Raw genomic sequence first — 21,545 nt, forward strand, 5'->3', positions numbered from 1 at the left:
GGTATACTGACTAATGCGGAGCGAGGCTTGGGTATAAGAGGCAAATACGAAAGCAAACTGCACAACATTGCGCTGTCGTGCGACGCGTTTACGACGGGCTATCTTGTCATGTGCCTGTTGTTTTTCGCGCCCTATGCCGCAACGTTCGGCGGTAAGCTCGTTATGTGGTTTTTGCCGATAGCCGCGCTTGTTCCGTTTGTAATAATGCCGCTTGTCTATATGCTTGTTCACCGCGCGGACTTTTTACTGTTCGGGCGGTATCATCTTATTATGCCGACCTCGGCGTTTATTTCCGCATTGTTTTTCGTCGTCGCGTTTTGCGCGCGGGGCAGGGGCGCGGCGGACGATTGTCTTATATTTTTCGGCGTGCTCGTTTTTGCCGCGTCGATATTGATTTATCGATATTGCGCGTTTTCGGTGCGCGCGCGGCTGGGCAACGGTTCGCTTGGATTTTCGCCGCTGTCCGCATGTTTTTCGGCGGCGGGATCGGTGTCGGCAATCGCCGCATATTACGGATTTTTGTATTACGACCCGTCTACGGCGTTTTTAAACACCGCATACGTGTTGAGCGCGGCGTGCGTTGTGCTTGCGCTCGCGCAATACCTTACGACATATTACGGCATACCGCGATTGGGCGGCAAGCGCGTGCAATCCGCTAAAAACGTGTTCCGCGCGCTGTTTTCGGGCTTGGACAAACGCGCGTATTTATCGGCGTTGTTCTTTCTCGCGGCGTTTGCTACAATCGCCGCGCTAACCGTTTATTTCGCGTCGGCGGTCATTTTTGACATGTACAAAGCGGCGACTTGCGCGACGGTATTTGTCGCGTGCTATGCCGTCGGCATGCTCGCTTGCGAGCGGTACGTAAAGCACCGCAGTAAGGGCTTGTCGATTGCGGAACTGCTTTGCGCAACAGTCGCGGCGGGCTTGCTTATAGCCGTCGCGTTTATCGATTTTTCGCGCGCGACCGAAGCGTGCGTCATGATTGCCGCGGGCGTAACGGGCATAGGCGGCGCAATGGCTGTACGACAGACCCGACTTCGGTTTATTACAATCAAACCGCGCATTACGAGCGGCGTTATATTCGTGCTGTACGGACTGACTGCGTTTGCGGCGGTTGCCGTCGCGTTTTTGGTTGCGGCGGTCGTGACCGAGATACTGTACGCCGCGCCGTCTGTTACGGCGTTCGTGTACGGATTTGCCGCGGCGGGCGTGTTCGCCGTAGTCGCGTTCGCGCTGGCGGGAAAAAAGCGAGTAAACGCAGCGGACGCGCAAGGTCTGTCTTACGAGTACAATGCCGCGGACGCATGCTCGACGGAGCAACGCGGCGACGCGGACTTTTCGGATTCCGCGCAATCAAATTTGTCAAACGGCGCAATCAGCGCATCGGATAAGGAGTAATTATGAAAACGGACATCGAAATCGCTTACGAAGCGCAACCCCTGCCCATCGAAGAGATCGCGGCAAAACTCGGTATCAAGGACATTTACCGTTACGGAAATCTTGTCGCAAAGGTCAATCCCGTCGATAAGCCCAAGGCGAAGATAATTCTTGTCACCGCGATTAACCCCACGCCCGCGGGCGAGGGCAAATCCACCGTGTCGATAGGACTTGCAGACGGGCTTAACAAGATAGGCAAAAAGACGGCGCTCGCACTGCGCGAACCGTCGCTCGGTCCCGTTTTCGGCATGAAAGGCGGCGCGACGGGCGGCGGCATGGCGCAAATCCTGCCCATGGACGACATCAACCTGCACTTTACGGGCGACCTGCACGCAATAACCGCCGCGAACAACCTGTTGTGCGCAATGATAGACAACAGCCTGTATTTCGGCAACCCGCTCAAAATCGCAAAGGTAACTTTTAACCGTTGCATGGACTGCAACGACAGAGCTTTGCGCAATATCGTCGTAAACGCCGGTTCGGGCGCGCGCGACGACGGGTTCAACATCACAGCCGCAAGCGAAGTCATGGCGACGCTTTGTCTTGCCGCCGACTTCGACGACCTCAAAGTGCGGCTCGGCAGAATTATTATCGGTTACGATTACGACGGCAAGCCCGTTACCGCGAGCGACCTCGAAGCTAACGAGGCGATGGCGGTATTGCTCAAAGACGCGGCGAAACCCAATCTTGTGCAAACGCTCGAAGGAACGCCCGCGTTCGTTCACGGCGGACCGTTCGCCAATATCGCGCACGGCTGTAACTCTGTTATTGCGACCAAGACGGCTGCGAGCTATGCCGATTACGTCGTTACCGAGGCGGGCTTCGGCGCTGACCTCGGCGCGGAAAAGTTTTACGATATTAAGTGCCGCACGTCGGGCATTGTTCCGTCGGCGACCGTGCTTGTCGCGACAATACGCGCGCTCAAATACGGCGGCGGAGGCGACCTCGCGAGCGGCATGGGTAACCTGTTAAAGCATATCGAAAACATCAAAAACGTGTTCGGACAAAGAACTGTCGTCGCCATAAACAGATTTACCGACGACACGGCGGAGGAAATAGAACAGGTCAAAGCGGCATGTGCGGCGTGCGGTGCGACGGCTGTTTTGTGCGAGTGCTGGGCAAAAGGCGGCGCGGGCGCGACCGACCTTGCCGAAGCGGTTGCAAAAGCCGCCGAGGGCAAAGCGACGCTCGGCTTTACTTACGACGATAAAGATACCGTCGTGGAAAAAGTGGAAAAGGTCGCTACCAAGATTTACGGCGCAAAGTCGGTCGTTTGGACAGCCAAAGCCAAAAAGAACCTCGAAAAAATGTTGCCGCTCGGCGTGGACAAACTGCCCGTGTGCGTTGCGAAAACACAGTACTCTTTATCCGACGATCCCAAAAAATTGGGCAGACCCGAAGGTTTTACGGTGACGGTGCGCGACGTGCAGTATCGCGCGGGCGCGGGCTTTGTCGTAGCCGTTGCGGGCGATATACTGCTCATGCCGGGGCTTCCCAAAAAACCGAACGCCGTCGGCATGCGGATTAAAGACGGAAAAATAAGCGGATTGTTTTAATTATTCGCAATGCGCAAAATCGGATTGGAATTATAATTTTCGGTAGGCAAAAACGCTATCGGCGAGTCCGAACGGCATTGCGGAAAAAGGAGTTGTCATGGACGATCTCGAAAGAAAAGCCCCCTCTAACTTCATAGAGGATATTATAGTAAACGACCTCGAAAGCGGCAAGGTGAAAAACGTGGTTATGCGTTTTCCGCCCGAGCCAAACGGCAGACTGCACATAGGTCACGCAAAAGCGGCGTGCTTCAACTTTTCCACCGCGGCAAAATACGGCGGGAAGTGCAATCTTCGGTTTGACGACACCAACCCCGTCAAAGAGGACGCGGACTTTTGCGATCAGATTTTGTACGATATAAACTGGCTCGGCTTTACGCCCGCGGGTGTGTTTTACGCGTCCGATTACTTCGAGTATATGCGCGACTGCGCCGTTACTCTGATTAAAAAGGGTTTGGCGTATGTGGACGAAAGCACGCCCGACGAAATTCGCGCAATGCGCGGCACGCTCACGGAAGCGGGGAAAAACTCGCCGTTCCGCAATCGCTCGGTCAAAGAGAATTTGTTGCTGTTCGACAAAATGCAGAGCGGCGGCGTGCCCGACGGCGGTATGGTGCTTCGCGCCAAAATAGATATGGCTTCGCCCAATATGAACATGCGCGACCCCGTCGTTTACAGGGTGTTGCACACGCCGCACCACCGCACGGGCGACAAGTGGTGCGTGTATCCTATGTACGACTTTGCGCATCCGCTCGAAGACGCGTTGGAAGGCATTACGCACTCTTGCTGTTCGTTGGAATTCGAGGATCACCGTCCGCTTTACGACTGGTTCGTCGATAACTGCGACACCGAACACAAGCCGCGCCAAATCGAGTTCGCGCGGTTGAACATTACCGATACGGTAATGAGTAAAAGATATTTGAAACAGCTTGTGGACATCGGCGCGGTGGACGGCTGGGACGACCCGCGCATGCCCACGTTGTCGGGACTTCGCCGTCGCGGCGTGCCCGCGCACGCAATAGTCGCGTTCTGCAACGAAGTGGGGCTGGCAAAGGCTGTCGGTACCGTGGACGCGGCGCAGCTTTACGACTGTATACGCGACGAGCTTAACGCGCGCGCCAAGCGGTACATGGTTACGCCCGATCCCGTCGAGCTCGATATAGTCAATCTTCCCGCCGATTATTCGGAGGAAATAGAAGTCACGGAGGGCGGGGAATACAACGTTCCGCACCCCACGCCCATAGACCCGCCGACCAAGACGTCGCCCGTCGTCACGCGCAAAGTGCGCCTGTCGCCGCGGCTTTACGTCAATCGCGACGACTTTATGGTCGAACCGCCCAAGGGCTATCACAGGCTTGTGCCTAACGGTTTGGCGCGGCTTAAAAATTCGTTTATCGTGCGTTGCGTGGGTTATGAAACGGACGACAGCGGCAAGGTTACGAAAATACTTTGCGAAAAGACGGACGAGGTCAAGGCGAAAGGCGTTATTCAGTGGGTGGACAGGGATACAGCCGCGGATATTAAGATACGCTATCTTACGCCCGTTGTTCCCGACGGCGACGGCTCTATCGAGGAGCGCATTGACAAAAATTCGCTGTCCGTCGGCACCGCGAAAGCGGAAGCGGCGGTCAAGGATTTGCCTGTCGGCGAGGGCGTGCAGTTTTTCCGTATAGGGTATTTTGCGCGCGACGCAAAGTTCCCCGACGAATTCAATCGCGTCGTCGAGTTAAAGAGCAGTTACAAAGCATAGCTTGAAACACGGGCATTAAAGGAGAAGCGGAATGATGAAAATACTTGTTACGGGCGGAAGCGGATTTATAGGCAAAGCGTTTATCAAGCGTTGTCGCAAGCAGTTCGACATTGTCGCGCCCACGCACGAACAAATGGACTTAACCGACGCGCGGTCGGTTCAAAGGCAGTTCGCGGCGCAAAAATTCGACGCGGTCTTGCATCTCGCGGGGCTGTCGGAACGCGGTAAGCACGAAACGCTCGAAGCGGACAACCTAATAATGTTCAAAAATATCCAGTACATGGCTATCGCTCACGGCGTTAAAAAACTGATAACCGTGGGCGAGGGCGTCGAGTTCGACCGCAGTCGTCCGATAATCGATTATACGGAGAGCATGTTCGGCAAGTACATACCGACCGACGGTTACGGGCTGGGCAGATACCTTATCAACCTGCTCGCGAGCAAGGACAAAATAACTACCGTCCTGCGCATTTTCAACGTGTACGGCGCGGGCGGCGGACTGACCCGTCCCATAAACAAAATAGTCGCGGCGGGCGCGCGCGGCAAAAAGCAAATCACCATCGATCGCGACAAAGTAGTCAGCGGAATTTCGGTGGACGACGCGGTTAAAGTCATTGCCGAATTTTTGCGCGGCGACTATCCGCGCGGCGATTACAATCTTGTCGCGCCCGATAAAATGAGCTATGTGGAAATAGCCAAGGTAGTGCGGCGGCTTGTGCGCAAGGACGGCGGAAATATCGATATAATCGTAAAAAATACGACGCAGGACAACGAATACAGCGCGAGCAATCAAAAGTTGGCAAACACTTTGCCCGTGCGCATTACGTCCATGCAAAACGGCGTAAAAAAGCTGTACGAAGAACTTAAATAGTATAACGGTTTGCCGTGTCGCGCGCGTTGTCGCGCGGTTGTAAATAAAAAAACTGAAAGCGGCGCGCAGTAAGATGTAGCGCGGCGCGCATTGCATAAAGGAGTTTTATATGAAACTTACGAGCGACGAGCTTCGCAAAAAATGGATTAACTTTTTTAAAGAACGCGGACACACACCTATATCGTCCGCGTCGCTCATACCCGAAAACGATCCGACGGTGCTGTTTACGACGGCGGGCATGCACCCGCTTGTGCCGTATCTTTTGGGTCAGCCGCACCCCGCGGGCAAGCGGCTGTGCGACACGCAAAAGTGCGTGCGCACGGGCGACATTGACGAAGTGGGCGACGCGTCGCACTGCACGTTTTTTGAAATGCTCGGGAATTGGAGCTTGGGCGATTATTTCAAAGACGAAATGGTGCCTTGGAGCTACGAGTTTTTGACCGAGCAGTTGGGGCTTGACCCCGCGCGGCTTGCGGTCACGGTGTTCGAGGGCGACAGCGATTGTCCGCGCGACGAGCAGACTGCGGCGCTTTGGGAAAAGTGCGGCATTAAAAAAGAGAATATATTTTACCTCGGCAAAAAACACAACTGGTGGGGACCCGCGGGGCAGACCGGTCCGTGCGGATCGGACACGGAAATGTTTTACGACACCGGTAAGCCCAAATGCTGCGCCGAGTGTTCGCCCGCGTGCGATTGCGGCAAGTACGTCGAGATCTGGAACGACGTGTTTATGCAGTTCAATAAGAACGCCGACGGCAGTTTTTCGCCGCTCAAACAGAAGAACGTCGATACGGGCATGGGCTTGGAACGCGCGCTCATGAACGTGCAGGGCTTAAAATCCGTATACGATACGGACGTGTTTGTGCCCATAGTTAAAAAGATAGAGCAGCTCTCCGGCAAGTCCGTTACGGACGAAAACTCGGTGCGCGCTATACGCGTTGTCGCCGATCATATTCGCACATCCACATTTATCATAGGCGACGAGCGCGGCGTAACTCCGTCCAACGTCGATCAGGGTTATATACTGCGCAGGCTTCTTCGCAGAGCGATACGGTTCGGCGCGGGGTTGGGCTTAAAGAGCGGGGATTATTCCGCGATTGCCGGCGTGGTTGTCGATATTTACGCCGAAGCGTATCCCGAACTCGCCGCCGCGCGCGAAAAGATCATGCACGAAATCGACGAGGAGCAGGCGCGGTTCGAGCGCACTCTCGAAAACGGAATGAAAGAGTTTGACAAGCTGTGCAAATATTTGCAGACCGACATAATTGCGGGCAAATCGGCGTTCAGACTTTACGACACTTACGGTTTCCCTTTGGAAATGACGGTAGAGCTTGCCAAAGAGCGCGGGTTCAAGGTAGATGTAGACGGGTTTAACGCGCGGTTCGAGGAGCACCGCAATCTGTCGCACGCGGGCGCGGAACAGCGGTTTAAAGGCGGGCTTGCCGATACGGGCGAACTCACTGCGCGGCTACACACCGCAACTCACCTCATGCACAAGGCGTTAAAAGACGTGCTTAACGACCCGACAGTCAATCAGCGCGGATCGAATATTACGCCCGAGCGCCTGCGTTTCGATTTTTCGTTCGGCAGAGCAATGACGGCGGAGGAAGTAAAAGCGGTAGAGGACAAAGTCAACGCGGCGATTAAAGCGGACGTGCCCGTGACGTGCGAGGAAATGACGGTTGACGAGGCAAAAGCGCAAGGCGCGGTCGGATTGTTTGCAAGCAAGTACGGCGAAAAAGTCAAAGTCTACACTATGGGCGAATACAGCAAGGAAATTTGCGGCGGACCGCACGCCAACCGCACGGGCGAACTGGGGCATTTTAAAATAGTAAAAGAACAGTCGAGCAGTGCGGGCGTGCGCAGAATTAAAGCGGTTTTGGAATAAGCAAAAAACAATAAACGGTTTGGCATAACGCATACGCGATTGAATTTTATAATCCTATAAACACAGGTGTTTTATGAACCACAACGAAATAGAAAGCAAATGGCAGGGCGTGTGGAACGCCGACGGTATAAATACGTTCAATCCCGAAGCGGACGGCGAAAAGCGGTACGTTTTGGAAATGTTGCCTTATCCGTCGGGTGCAAAGTTGCACATGGGGCATTGGTACAATTACGGCGTTGCCGATTCGTATGCGCGGTATTTGCGCATGAACGGGTATAACGTGTTTCAGCCGATGGGGTTCGACGCGTTCGGTCTGCCCGCGGAAAATTACGCGATAAAGACGGGCGTTCACCCCAAAGCCTCCACCGACGCTAATATCGCCACTATGGAACGTCAGTTGCGCGACATGGGCACTATGGTAGATTGGTCGCACGAGTTCCGCACCTGCGCGCCCGATTATTACAAGTGGACGCAATGGTTGTTTTTACAGCTTTATAAAAACGGACTCGCTTACCAAAAGAAAGCGCCCGTCAATTTCTGTCCGTCCTGTCAGACCGTAATAGCCAACGAGCAGGTCGTGGACGGCAAGTGCGAGCGGTGCAAGACCGAAGTCGTGCGCAAGGAAATGACGCAGTGGTTCTTTAAAATAACCGATTACGCCGAAAAATTATTGCAAGGCATAGATGCGTTGGACTGGCCCGAAAAGACCAAAATCATGCAACGCAACTGGATAGGTAAGTCGGTCGGCGGCGAGGTTGTGTTTGACCTTTGCGTGCCCAAGGGCGATATTAAAAGCGTTACGGTATTCACGACGCGCGCCGACACGCTGTTCGGCGTGAGTTACGTTGTGCTCGCGCCCGAACACCCATACGTGTCCGAACTTGTTTCGCCCGAACAAAAAGCCGCGGTGCAAGCGTATGTCGCGGCGGCGGCTAAACAGAGCGAGATAGAACGCACGTCCACGTCCAAGGACAAGACGGGCGTGTTTTTGGGTTGCTATTGCTTAAACCCGGTAAACGGCGAAAAAGTGCCGCTGTACGTTGCCGATTACTGCCTATCCACTTACGGCACGGGCGCGGTTATGGGCGTTGCGGCGCACGATACGCGCGATTATGCGTTTGCCGTTAAAAACGGTATGCCCGTCAAGCGCGTTATAAAAGGCGAAAACGGTAACGACGATTTGCCGTTTACCGATTACGGGATTATGATTAACAGCGGTAAATTCGACGGCATGTCGAGCGCGCAAGGCAAACTCGCCGTACTCGACGCGCTTGCCGAAACCGGTCACGGCGGGCGGAAAATAAATTACCGCATGCGTGATTGGTCTGTGTCGCGCCAACGTTACTGGGGCGCGCCCATACCTATTATATACTGCGAACATTGCGGCGCGGTGCCCGTTCCCGAAAAAGACTTGCCCGTAACGCTCCCGCAGGACGTCAACTTCACGCCCGACGGCAAGTCGCCGCTTACAAAGTGCAAAGAATTTATCGAAACGGTTTGCCCGATTTGCGGCAAGCCCGCGCGCAGGGAATCGGACACACTCGACACGTTTGTATGTTCGTCATGGTACTATTTGCGTTATCCCGACGCGCATAACGACAAGGCGGCGTTCGATAAAAATACGGTCAATAAAATGTTGCCCGTCGATTGTTATGTCGGCGGCGCGGAACACGCATGCACGCACTTGCTGTATTCGCGGTTTATTACAAAGGTCTTGCACGACCTCGGCTATCTCGATTTCGACGAGCCGTTTACGCGGCTTGTGCATCAGGGCGTAATTCTCGGTCCGGACGGCTATCGCATGAGCAAGACGCGCGGCAACGTTATTTCCGCCGACCCGTTAATCGAAAAGTACGGATCGGACGCGCTTCGACTGTATCTTATGTTCGGGTTCGATTACGTCGAGGGCGGACCGTGGTCGGACGGCGGTATAGCGTCGTGCGCCAAGTTCATGGACAGGATAGAACGGCTTGTCGTGGAGGTCAAGGACGAAAATGTCGACCCCGCGCCCGCCGCGCTCGATTACGAGCTTAACTATTGCATTAAGCAGGTCGCGGAGGATTTGCCCGCGTTCCGCTTTAACACCGCGGTCGCGCGGCTTATGGAACTTGTAAACGCAATGTACAAATACCGTGCGGACGGCGACTATAAACCCGCGTATTTAAAACATGCGCTTATCGCGCTTGTCAAACTTATGGCGCCGCTCGCGCCGCATTTTTGCGAGGAGTTAAACCAACTGCTTGGCGGCACGCGGTCGGTGTTCCTCGAAAAATATCCCGTTTGCGACGAGAGCAAACTTGTGCGCGCGACAACCGAATACGCCGTGCAGGTCAACTCCAAAATCAGATGCAAGATTGTATTGCCGCAAGGCTTGGAACGCGACAGGGCGGCGGAACTCGCGCTCGGCAACGCCGACGTTACGGCGGCGCTCGGCGGCGCGACGCCCAAAAAAGTTATAGTTATTCCCGAACGGCTGATCAACATACTGATTTAGCGCGCCGCGTAAAGTTGCGGCGGTTCGCGTCCGCAGTGTCTTTATATTATCGACAGTAACATATTTTGCTCGGTTTGTGTCAAATTTGTGTTAAACTACTTGACATTAGGGGGGTGGGGGTATATTATAATATAGACGGTGCGGACAAGGGAGTAGATATGGCAGTTTGGATTGTGGCGTTAATAGCGATAGCGGCGGCGTTTGTGACGTTGTCGGGTTTCGTGTTGCCGCGACTGCTGTTTTACACCAAGTACGACGTAAACGGGTCGAGCGACCGAGGTATCAAAAAAGTGGACGACGAAGGAAGCGTCGTTTTCGAGCCGTCGCCCGAAGTGAAAAAGTTTATAAGCGGGTACGCGCTGTCCGTGCGCGACGGCAAGCGCGTGCTTGTTTGCAAGCTCGCCCAAAAATTAGCGTACATAGATTACGACGTTATCGTTTTCGATAAAGACGATAAAGTTTTGCGCGTGTTCAATATTAAAGAGAACGTTACGGACGGCGAGTATACGCGGGTCGTGGAACTGCCCGACGTTACCGAATACGTTTCGCTTATGATAAACGAAGCGGACGGGCAAACGTTTAAGCATAAAGTCGTAAAAAACGTTTCGGCGGGACGGGTGTGCGCGTTTATCGCATGCACGGCGGCGTTGATAGCGGCGGCGGTTTTCGGCATTAAAATTTGTTGTGCGTACCTGTTTGCGGGTTTGTTCCGCGAAAGTTTTATCGTGCTCGGCAAAAGCAATACGGTCACTGCGATAATCGCGGCGATAGCTGTTGTAATAGATATTATATTTACGGTAATTGCGTTTGCCGTCAGGCGCGCGACGACAAAGGGCGGGAAGTATGGCGGACGTTAAGGTTTTACATAAAAAATCGTGTTCTGTTCCGTCGTCGGACAAACTTGTATACGTCAAGCAGTTTATGATTGTCGAGGAGGACGGGCGCAAGTATCTTGTGCCGAGGTTTGTCAATTCCCGTGCGGAACAAGTCACTGCGGTGCGCGTGTGCATTACGCAGTACGCCGCTGACGGTGCGGAATTGTCACGTTCCGAAACGAGGTTGCGCGCTAACGGCGCGGCGGGCAAACCGTTTGTAGCCGACGGAAAAATACCGTTGTCCGACGACGCGGAAGATTGCAAAATAAAAGTGCTTGCCGCGGAGTACGGCAAGTATATGTACAAGCCCGACGGCAACACCGTCGCAATCGATTACAACGCGCATGCGGACGAACTTGACGATACGGACGGCGCGACGCGCGCGGCGTTAGCCGCAAAAGCGGGCAAGTCGGGCATAACGATAACGCGCCGCACGGCTAAAATGCCCGTGCTTGTTATTTTTGCGCTTATCGTCGCGCTTGCGCTCGCGGCGGGCGCGGTGTTTGCGCACCTTAAATATTTTGTAGCGCACGAAAAAACGTTTTTGTATTCGGGCGTAGAGTATGCGTTCGAGGACGACGACAAATCGAACGGCAGTAATATTTACGTCGTAGGTTTTCACGGCGGCAGATCACGCATTGTTATTCCGGACGCGATAGAGGGGCACAAGGTTATTGCGATTGCCGATAGCGCGTTTGCGGGCAACAAGAGTCTTACGAGCATAGGCTTTAAGTCGGAAATTCCCGTCGGCGCGAGCGCGTTTGAAAACTGTGTCAACCTGCGCGAAGTCGAGTTCGACAAGATTACGAGCATAGGCGCGGGCGCGTTCAAAAACTGCGTAAAGCTGGAAAACGTCGTAATAAACAATAATATTTCGCTCGTTCCGAAGGACGCGTTTAACGGCTGTGCCGCGCTTACTACCGTCATCGTTACCGACGGCGAAACCGACATAGAAATCGGGTCGCGCGCATTTGCAAACTGCAAGAGTTTGAAAAACGTTGAGTTTTTGCGCAATATCGATTATTCGTATAATCGCGGACAGCGCGATTGGTTTACGGGATCGACGGTGCAACGACTACGCATAAACAATTACGAACTCAATCCTTACGGAATCAACGCTATATCTTTGATGTTCGGTAAGAGCGGCGCAAACACGCTGTCGGACGTCTTGCTAAAAGAGCTTGTTATAGACAACCTCGATCGCATACCTGTCGAATTTTGCGCTAATTTGCCGCTCACGGCGTTTGAAGTAAAGAACATAAACTCTACCGAGATAAACAGCCGCGCGTTTTTAAACTGCAAATATTTGAGCAAATTCGCATTTCCCAAAGCTATTACAGCCGTTTACGACAGCGCGTTTTACAACACCGCAATCACCGCGTTTAACGGCAGCGCGCTAACCGCGATAGGAAACGACGCGTTCGGTAGATGCGTCGACCTTAAAACTTTTACGACTGCGGGCAACACTCTTTTACAGGAAGTGGGCGAGCGGGCGTTTGCGGGGTGCGAGTCGCTTGTTTCGTTTACAGTGCCGAGCGGAGTAACCGAGTTTTCGTTGTTAATGTTTGAAAACTGCACGTCGCTCGCGGAAATCAAATACGCGCGCGGAACGTCAATCGGCAAGATTCACAACGGCGCGTTTTACGGTTGCACGGCGTTGGAAAAATTCGATCTTCCCGACGGCGGTCTTACGACAATCGGCGATCAAGCGTTTGCAAACTGTTCCGCGCTCCAACGCTTTGACGTTACCGAGGCGGTGGCGTATATCGGCGATTTTGCGTTTAGCGGTTGCAAGTCGTTTACTTCGTTTACCGTGCCGGACAGCGTTTATTCGTTCGGCAACGGCGCGCTTCGCGGTTGCGACTCGCTTACCGAATTGACCGTGCCGTTTTTGGGCAATTCGCGCGGATACGAGTCGTATATCGCTTATACGTTCGGCGCGACAAACAGATTTTCGGACGGTAAGAATTACTTGCCGTCGTCGCTCGCTACCGTAAACGTTACGGGCGGAAACGTTATAGACAGCTATGCTTTTAACGGCTGTTCGGATATAATCGAAATCAATCTGCCGCAAACAATCGATACAATAGGCGCAAATGCGTTTGCCGCGTGCGCGTCGCTTAAAGAATCGAATATTCCGGTCGGCGTTACAACAATAGGCGAGCGCGCGTTTAACGGTTGTTCGGCATTGACCGAACTTATAGTGCCGCGCGGCGTTACGAGCATTGGCTTGGATGCGTTCGGCGGGTGTACCGCGCTTAAAAAGTTGATCGTGCCGTTTGTCGGCGGAACTGCCGACGCGTATAGCTATTTGGAATACGTGTTCGGCAAGCAGGATATCTGGACGGACGGAAACGTTTACGTTCCGTCGTCGCTCGAAAGCGTCGAGGTTACAGCCGCGACGAGGTTGGGCAGTTATGCGTTTGCGAACTGCGCGGGCGTTCGCGAAATCAGCTTGCCCGACAGTCTTTTGAATATAGGTTCGCATGCGTTTGCCGACTGTGACGCCTTGATTTCGCTAACGGTTCCGAACAGCGTTACTCAATTAGACAGAGGCGCGTTTTACGGCACGTCGTTTGAGGAGTTGACGTTGCCGTTTGTCGGTCGGGCGCGCGCAGAGTACGCCGACGACGGCGACGAGACAAAGAGATTATCGTATTTGTTTAACGGCGACAATTATTTTATTCCGCAACGGCTTAAAAAGATAACTCTGACCGACACCGAATATATCGCAGACAATGCTTTTTCGGGTTTTGGATATATCGAACAAATAGCGCTCGATTGTGCCGTCGAGCATATTTCCGCAAATGCGTTTAACGATTGTTACAGACTGTTCGAGGTGTTTAATTACGGCAGTCGGCTTAATATTGTAAAAGGATCGGATGATAACGGCGGTATTGCGCGTTACGCGTTGAAAGTACATACGGACAGAACGGAAGAACCGTTGCCGCAGTACAAGTCCGACCATTACAGATTTGTCCGCGACGACGACGGTAATACGTACATGCTCGATTGCGATAGAGAAGAAAATTTGGTGTTGCCGAGCGTTGTTAACATTGACGGCATAACGATTAACAGCTATTCGGTGTGGCAATACCTGTTCTATCTTGATTGCGTTATACGGAGCGTTTTTATTCCGGCGAGCGTTACGTATTTGGGCGAATCCGCATTTAATAATTGTTATAATTTGGAATCGGTCGAGTTCGAGGCATCGTCGCCGATTACCGAAATAAAAGAAAATACTTTTATGTACTGTCGATTCTTGCACGAACTTATTTTGCCGCAACGTCTTAACAAGATAGGCGCGTGGGCGTTCGGTTCATGTTCTCGGCTCAAAAAAGTGACGGTGCCGCGCACTGTCGGGGTTATAGACGATAACGCGTTCTTCGACTGTAAACGACTTTTCGAGGTGTACAACCGCAGTTCGCTCAATATCGTTGCGGGAAGTGCGACGCACGGCGGAATAGCGGCTAACGCTTACGCTGTGTATCGCGACGAGTCGCAGAGTATAGAAAGCGTTACGATAAACGGCGTTCAGTACATGAAGTTGTGCGACGGCGGTATAGATTGGTGGGCGGTCGATTATTACGGCACGGACGGCGTATTGGAAATTGTGCCGTTCACGCACGACGGCACGACGGTAGGGCGCATTGGCATTTACGAAAGCGCGTTTGTCGAATATTATAACGTGGAAAAAGTTACGGTAAGCAATGCGGTCGCGCGCATAAATAACGAGTTTTCCGCTTGCTTTAATTTGCGCGAATTCAAACTGACGGGAGGCGGCGCGAACGCAAAAGTCGAGATTGCCGACGAAGCGTTTGCTTACTTATCGCTCAATGTGTTTACAGCCGACGCGCCGGTTTCGTCTATCGGCAGACATGCGTTCAGAACGGACAATATGTCGCGCGCAAACTTTGCGGCGCGAGTGGACAGAGTGTGCGCGGAAGCGTTTTTCAGCGAAACCGATTCGGGTAGCATGTCTGCTCAATTTGCGGAAGTAGGCATTTTCGAGTCCAACGCCTTTACTTCTGCAAACATCGAATCGCTTAACGTTGCGGGCAGTACGGAAACAATAAACCAAAACGCATTTAACGGTCTGGACTTGAAAACAGCCGCGTTTAACGACGTGGGAACAATCGGCACGTATGCTTTTTCCGATTGTTACAATCTCGAAACCGTTACGTTCGGCAATGTGAATACGATAGACGAATACGCGTTTAAAAATTCGAGAATGAAAAGCGCGAATTTCGGAACGGTCGGAACGATCGGCGCAAACGCGTTTGCGCGGTGCGGCGCGCTAAATACCGTTTCTTTGGCGCAAGGCGACAATCTTGTTATCGGCAATAATGCGTTTGACACGAGCGGACTATCTTCGTTTGTTTACGGCGGAAGGATAAGTTCCATAGGCGATTATGCGTTTAATAGATGTTCGAATCTGACCAAAGTCGAGTTAGGCGCAGTAAGCGTTATAGGCGCAAACGCTTTTACGGACTGTTCGTCGCTCATGTCCGTCGCATTTACGGGAAACGTCGATGATATAGGCGAGAGCGCGTTTGCAAACACGCCCGTTAATACGCTCGATTTCGGCGGAAATATAGGGCGTATTCGATCGTATGCTTTTAACCGTACAAGCGTTCAATCATTGGTCTTTGCAAACGACGTCGGCACGATAGACGGTTATGCTTTTCAATATTGCGTTGCGCTTAAACGCGTGGAGTTTAAAGGCGCGCTCGCGTCGCTCGGCGACGGAGTTTTTTCCGGCTGCAATGGGTTAAATTCCGTTGTTTTGCCGCGCGGACTGCGCGTGATTGCGCCGCATACGTTTGACGGTTGCTCGTCGATCGAAGAGATTATCGTGCCGCAAGACGTTGTCGAGATCGGCAACTTGGCGTTCGCCAACTGTTATAATTTGCACAGAGTGGAATTGCCCGCGTCTTTAAGTCGCGTCGTTTCGGGTGCGTTTAGCGGTAGCGATTATATATTCGCGGTGTACAATCAAAGCGCGCTTGAATTGTCTGGCGATATGTTCGGCGACGTGCTTGTCGTTTCTTCTGACAGAAGTAAAACGCTTTTGACGTATCATACCGAAAACGAATTTGCTTTTGTCAAGGCGGACGGAACGTGGTACTTGTACAACGTAATGTACACCTCCGATGTTACGACGATATTGCCCGATTATTTTATTGCGGACGGCGAAAGAATAGAGCGTTACAAAGTGCGCGGCGGCGCGACCGGATTGGCAGGAAGAAACTTGCTCGTTAGCAAGAGCGTAACGGGCTTGCGCCGCAACGCCTTGCGCGAGAACATATCGATAGTGTACTATGACGGAACGGCGCAACAGTGGCGCAATCTCGACGGGTCGAGTTACGTTACGGCGTCCGTGCTGTTCAGATCGGACTGTATACACGAGGGGAGCGCAGACGGGCTGTGGCGGTATAGCGACTATAACACCCCGACAACCGCATATACGACTTTTGCGGATAGCGCGTGGACGGTCGTAAAACAATCGACGTGCAAAGAGAACGGCTTGCGCGAAGCCGATTGTCCGCATTGTAAAAAGAAGATAACGGAAACCATCGCAAAATCGGCGCACGTTTTCGATAAAGACGGGAAGTGCACCGTGTGCGGTAAGATGCGCACCGTAGTAACTTCGGACAACGTTTCGAGTATCGGCGCGATTAAAAACGACAGCGGAAATCCGTTTGAGGTTTCCGCCGACGGCGTTATAAAATCCACTAACAAAAATGACGGTTCATCCTCGACGTTTACTTTGACGGCGGACGGCGCAATGGATGTGGCGTTTGATATTCGCGTGTCGTCGGAGGATTCATACGATAAATTCAAGGTTGCGTTAAACGGCAGGGAGTTGTACTCGATTTCGGGCAACAACGCGCAAACAGGCATAACGCTGTCGCTTAAAGTAGGCGACAAGATTACGTTTACTTATTCAAAAGACGGTAGCGGCAGTAGCGGCGACGATTGCGGCTATATTATTAACCTTGCCCTCATCTACGCGGAGGATTAACGGCACGATGATTAACAACGCTCAAATTATACGGAATATGACGGAAGACCAAAAGATCGCGCTTGTGGCGGACTTCAACGCCGCGGCGGGCGAGGCTTATACCGCGCTCGGACTTCCAAAGACGGAAAGCGCGACCGCGGACGACATTAACCGCGTTTACGGCGGCGCGACCGCTTATCCCGATTTATCGCGCCTTGCCGAATCGTGGAACGTAAAGCTCGCCGAAAACGTCGTAACCGATTTGTTAAAGCGCAACGGCACGGAAAAATTTTCGTTGGTGCGCACGCCGAGCGTTGCCGTAAAACTCAATCCGTATTCTTCGGGCTTGTCCGAAGACCCGTATTTAAACTCCAAGTTTGCGGGCGCGTTTGCGACCGCGATAGAAAACTGCGGAGGCGCGGCGTGCGTCGGCGGACTGGGTTTGAATAATATCGACGTCGAATATCTTGACCGAGCGCCTAACGCCGCGCTGTTGAGCAATGTTGTTGCTCGCCCGTTTTTTTCGGTTGTTAATAACCGCGCGCCGAGCGCGTTGAGTATATCTTATTCGCGCGTAAAGGGCGAATATAAGGACGTGAATACCGCTGTCGCCGCGCGCATGCTCAATATGAACGCGCTCAAATATGCGATTGCCGAAAACGTTTACGAGGAAGCTATGCGGTCGGGGCTATCCCAATCCAAACTGCTGTTTGCGGGCGCGTCGGCTTCCGCTATCCGCGCGGCTTTAAAAAACTACTCGCGAATGAAAGAGGACGTTGAGCGCGGCTCGGTCACTCTCGGCGAGCTTGAAAAAGCCGTTGCCGCAGGCACGGCGATAAGCGACGAAATGCTGTACATGGCTGTCGATAAGGTTATCGATTTTATCGGCGCGATCGTGCGCGTCCGCGACGTTTACGGAAATTCCGCGGCGGACGGTGACGGCGAGGGAGAAAACGCGCCCGCGCCCCGTCCGGAGGACAGCGGCAAACAGTTTTCGCTATTGGCTTCGCAGGAATCCATCGTGCTGTTGAAAAACGACGGCGCGCTTCCCGTGACTAATGCGGTAAAGGTTGCGACGTTCGGGCAAATCGCGCGCGAATATGCCGATTTCGACGGCGCGGTTGCAAGGCTGTGCAATCAGCGCGGCTGTTCGTATTCGGGGCATGCCGACGGCTATGCGCTTGACGCGGACAGAAGCGACGAGCTGTTGGAAAACGTCGCGGCGCTTGCGCGCTCTGCGGACGTGGTTGTGGCGTTTGTCGGGTTGGGCGCGCGGCGCGAAGCGCGGTTGGCGGAAACAAAAAGCGTAAAGCTCCCCGCAAACCAGCGCGCGTTGATTGCCGAGCTTGAAAAGTCGGGCAAAACGCTTATCGTCGCGGCGGCGGGCGGCGTGCTTCCCGACGTTTCGACTTGCGGCGCGCCAAACGCGTTATTGTACGCTCCGCTCGGCGGTTGCCGCGGCGCGGAAGCGTTGTTCAATATTATTTTCGGCGTGGTAAGCCCGTCGGGTAAACTCGCGTTTACCGCTTACGCCAATACCGACGAAACTTTTGCGCGGCAAAAATCGGAGGTCGCGGCGGGACGGTACAAAATAGGCGAGTTCGTCGGATACAGGCGGTACGCGACCGAGGGCACGAACGTAGGATATCCGTTCGGGCACGGGCTGTCGTATGCGGACTTTGCGTATTCCAATCTTAAAATAAACGACGGCAGCGTCGAAGTCACGGTGCGCAACAACAGCGCGCGCGCGGGCTTCGAGGTGGCGCAAATGTACGTGGGCAAACGCGATTCGGCTATAGTAAGGCCGTTGCGCGAGCTTAAAGGCTTTGCCAAAGTTATGATTGCGCCCAACGCCGCAGTGCAAATAACGTTCCCCATAAACGCCGCAATGCTCGAAACTTTTGACGTTGCGGACGGGACGCGCAAGACCGAGGGCGGGGTTTACGACGTTTATATAGGTTCGTCGTCCACAGATATTCGGCTCAAAGGCGAAATAACCATCGCGGGTGCGACGTTGCAATCGCGCGGCGACATGCTGTCCGACTATCTGCCCGCGATTTCAAATATAGCTTCGGGCGAGTATAAACTCAATACGGTGGCAAAATCCGCGCCCGAAAACGGCGGCGGGTTTAAGTCCGCAAGAGCGGGCGACAGCTTTTCTTACGAGCGGTTGTTCGAGGACGAGTTCGGCACGGACGAGGACGAAGAAGTTTATTCGGACGGCGACGGGGACGACGATATATCGGTCTACCTCGACGACGGCGTTACGATTAAAACGATTGCGGACGGGCTTATTTCGTTCGCATCGAGCAAGGGTTGTAAAATCGACGCGGACAGCGCGCGCGAGCTTATAGGCGCAATGACCGCGACGCGCGCTGTGCTTTTGGACTGCGACGAAAATACGTTCGAGCGCGTTGCGGAAGTCGTTTGCGGGTACTTCGGTTGCCCCGTGTTTAAGGACGATATTTCGGACTGCGAGGACGGCGACGCGCTATTCCGCGGCGGCGCGGAAGTCGGCGTTGTCGCGGCGGCTAAATATGCGGCGGGTCGGCGCGAAGCGGCGACGTTTGTCGCGTTGGACGGGGTCGTTCCGTCGCGGCTGGGAACGGTGTTCGCGCCGTTTATACGCTATTCCACCGCGCCCGACAGTACGGCCGTAACGTTCGGCGCGGCGCGGCGAACGCTCGACGTTCCGCCCAACATGTGGTTTTTGATGCGGCTTGCCGACGGCAGAAAACAATTCCCGGCATACGTAGCGGACATGGCGAGCGTGATTTCGCCCAAGGCGGAAACAGTGCGGGCGACAGAAGATAGCGACGCAGTTGCGCCTAATTACTATCAGTTTATCGCGGCGGCGGAAAGCGCGGAGCGCGAGTACGAAATAGACGAGGCGTTGTGGAAAAAAGCAGACAAGCTCGAAAATTACGTCGCGGCGCGCGCGCAGTTTGCGATAGGCAATAAGCTGTGCGTGCAAATGGAAAAGATAATAGCCTCGGCTATGGCTTGCGGCGCGGAGCCGACGGACGCGCTCGATTGCGCGGTCGCGGTCAAACTTATTCCGCTTTGCATTTCCGTACTCGACGGCGTGTTGACTGCGGACGACGATGATTTTGCGGTCACTGTCGATAACATTTTCGGCGAGGACGTTATGCCGCGTTGCAAGTTCGCCGTAAAACGGACAAAGGCGTAATGGAGGGAGTTATGGCGAGCGGCTTCGGTTGCGCAACTGAATACTTAAACAGCATGGGCGACGTGTGGGATTATCTATCGTCGGGCTACGCCTTGCTCATTTACGCCCTGATTATTATCGTGTTGGTGGGGCTTTTGATCGCCTCGGTGCTGATAGCCGACAACAAGTCCAAAATAATAATCGACAAAAACCCCAACGCGCCGCAAGAGCGCGACGCGCTTGACGGCAAGGATAAGCCCGACGATTCGGACAAAAAATCAAAAGACGAGCGTGCGGCAAAACTTAAAAAAAGCAAAAATTCCGCGCCCGAAAAAGCAAATAACGGGGAGCGGTTTCCGACGCTAATAAAGATAGACCGCGAAAAAGAGAAGTACGAACGAAGCGACTACGACGAAAGTATAACGCTTAAAACTCTGTGCGAAAACTTGCGGAACTACGCGGCGAACCAAAAACTGTATTACGACATAGAGGATATACGACGGTTTATAGCGGGATTGAGCGTGTCGCATATCATGATACTGCAAGGCATGTCCGGCACTGGAAAAACGTCGCTGGCGTATGTGTTCGGGAAGTATTTGGATAACCCGTCAACAGTAATACCGGTACAGCCGATGTGGAAAGAACGCACGGACTTACTGGGCTATTACAACGAGTTTACCAAACAGTTCAACGAAACGCCGTTGCTTGAAAAGATGTACGAAGCTAACTACGGGAAGGATATATACGTAACGGTGTTGGACGAAATGAATATAGCGCGAGTGGAGTATTACTTCGCGGAGTTTCTGTCAATGCTGGAAATACCGGACGCGGAAAAGCGGTATTTGACGGTAGTGTCGAGCCAATGGGAGAAAGACCCGAAACTGTTGAAAGAGGGCATGATAAAACTACCGGACAACATGTGGTTCATAGGTACGGCAAACAACGACGACAGCACGTTTGCAATATCCGACAAAGTGTATGACCGAGCAATGGTAATGAACTTGGACAACAAAGCGGAGCCGTTTATAGCGGCGAAAGAACGGACGGTGCATATAACAGCGGAACGGTTTAACGCAATGGCGACAGCGGCGCGAAAAGAATACCGCATGACAAAGCGAAACGAACGGCGACTGGAAATGCTGGATAAGTACATGATAGAGCATTTTCACGTGACGTTCGGCAACCGAATAATGACGCAGATACGAAAATATATTCCCGTGTATGTAGCGTGCGGCGGGGATGAATTGAACGCGCTTGACGACATACTGTCAAAAAAGGTGTTGAGGAAGATAGAAACGCAAAACCCGATATATGTAAAGAACGCGGCGGAAGGTTTTTGCCGCTACCTCGACGACCTGTTCGGCGACGACAAAATGCCGCTGTGCAAACAGCTTATGCGCAGGTTTGAAAAAAATATTTAACAGTCATTTGCCGATACCCGTTTATTTCGTCGGGTTACCGCAAAAGACAGTAGCCGTATTACAAAAGGAGATTCGTTTAATTC

10 protein-coding genes are annotated in these 21,545 nt (G+C 53.2%); all 10 read left to right on the plus strand.

Going from position 1 to position 21,545, the window contains the following annotated elements; translation table 11 throughout:
- The first annotated feature begins 27 nt into the window (after positions 1 to 27).
- Entirely contained in the window at positions 28 to 1,398 is a 1,371-nt protein-coding gene (locus NFR57_RS00470) for a hypothetical protein (protein ID WP_251181870.1), read from the plus strand.
- Positions 1,399 to 1,400: 2 nt separating this feature from the next.
- Complete coding sequence (locus NFR57_RS00475; RefSeq protein ID WP_251181871.1) at positions 1,401 to 2,993, plus strand: formate--tetrahydrofolate ligase; 1,593 nt, start codon at positions 1,401 to 1,403, stop codon at positions 2,991 to 2,993.
- Positions 2,994 to 3,090: 97 nt separating this feature from the next.
- Positions 3,091 to 4,740 (plus strand): glutamine--tRNA ligase, encoded by a 1,650-nt coding sequence (gene glnS / locus NFR57_RS00480; protein ID WP_251181872.1) that lies wholly within the window; start codon positions 3,091 to 3,093, stop codon positions 4,738 to 4,740.
- Between the two features lie 31 nt (positions 4,741 to 4,771).
- Positions 4,772 to 5,611, plus strand: a complete 840-nt coding sequence (locus tag NFR57_RS00485; protein ID WP_251181873.1) for an NAD-dependent epimerase/dehydratase family protein — start codon at positions 4,772 to 4,774, stop codon at positions 5,609 to 5,611.
- A gap of 109 nt (positions 5,612 to 5,720) precedes the next feature.
- A complete protein-coding gene (locus tag NFR57_RS00490) occupies positions 5,721 to 7,499 on the plus strand; it encodes an alanine--tRNA ligase (RefSeq protein WP_251181874.1) in 1,779 nt (592 codons plus the stop codon).
- 73 nt (positions 7,500 to 7,572) lie between these two features.
- The gene (leuS, locus tag NFR57_RS00495; RefSeq protein ID WP_251181875.1) at positions 7,573 to 9,993 is read left to right on the plus strand and encodes a leucine--tRNA ligase; all 2,421 of its coding nucleotides are present in this window, start codon (positions 7,573 to 7,575) and stop codon (positions 9,991 to 9,993) included.
- A 158-nt stretch (positions 9,994 to 10,151) separates the two neighbouring features.
- On the plus strand, positions 10,152 to 10,850 hold the full coding sequence (locus tag NFR57_RS00500; RefSeq protein ID WP_251181876.1) for a hypothetical protein: 699 nt from the start codon (positions 10,152 to 10,154) through the stop codon (positions 10,848 to 10,850).
- Positions 10,837 to 16,893 carry a leucine-rich repeat protein gene (locus NFR57_RS00505; protein ID WP_251181877.1) on the plus strand — a complete coding sequence of 2,019 codons (6,057 nt, stop codon included), beginning with the start codon at positions 10,837 to 10,839 and terminating at the stop codon, positions 16,891 to 16,893. The genes NFR57_RS00500 and NFR57_RS00505 overlap by 14 nt, the downstream gene beginning before the upstream one ends.
- A gap of 7 nt (positions 16,894 to 16,900) precedes the next feature.
- Positions 16,901 to 20,062, plus strand: coding sequence for a glycoside hydrolase family 3 C-terminal domain-containing protein (locus NFR57_RS00510; protein WP_251181878.1), 3,162 nt, complete (start codon positions 16,901 to 16,903; stop codon positions 20,060 to 20,062).
- Entirely contained in the window at positions 20,062 to 21,462 is a 1,401-nt protein-coding gene (locus NFR57_RS00515; RefSeq protein ID WP_251181879.1) for an AAA family ATPase, read from the plus strand. Before NFR57_RS00510 ends, NFR57_RS00515 begins: the two co-directional genes overlap by 1 nt.
- Positions 21,463 to 21,545 lie beyond the last annotated feature (83 nt).

Source organism: Anaerocaecibacter muris, assembly GCF_943192945.1.
Taxonomy (GTDB): domain Bacteria; phylum Bacillota; class Clostridia; order Christensenellales; family Pumilibacteraceae; genus Anaerocaecibacter; species Anaerocaecibacter muris.

Coding starts and splice junctions, on each gene's coding strand:
- NFR57_RS00475 (WP_251181871.1), top strand. CDS start 1,401: ATGAAAACGGACATCGAAATCGCTTACGAAGCGCAACCCCTGCCCATC.
- glnS (WP_251181872.1), top strand. CDS start 3,091: ATGGACGATCTCGAAAGAAAAGCCCCCTCTAACTTCATAGAGGATATT.
- NFR57_RS00485 (WP_251181873.1), top strand. CDS start 4,772: ATGATGAAAATACTTGTTACGGGCGGAAGCGGATTTATAGGCAAAGCG.
- NFR57_RS00490 (WP_251181874.1), top strand. CDS start 5,721: ATGAAACTTACGAGCGACGAGCTTCGCAAAAAATGGATTAACTTTTTT.
- leuS (WP_251181875.1), top strand. CDS start 7,573: ATGAACCACAACGAAATAGAAAGCAAATGGCAGGGCGTGTGGAACGCC.
- NFR57_RS00500 (WP_251181876.1), top strand. CDS start 10,152: ATGGCAGTTTGGATTGTGGCGTTAATAGCGATAGCGGCGGCGTTTGTG.
- NFR57_RS00505 (WP_251181877.1), top strand. CDS start 10,837: ATGGCGGACGTTAAGGTTTTACATAAAAAATCGTGTTCTGTTCCGTCG.
- NFR57_RS00510 (WP_251181878.1), top strand. CDS start 16,901: ATGATTAACAACGCTCAAATTATACGGAATATGACGGAAGACCAAAAG.
- NFR57_RS00515 (WP_251181879.1), top strand. CDS start 20,062: ATGGAGGGAGTTATGGCGAGCGGCTTCGGTTGCGCAACTGAATACTTA.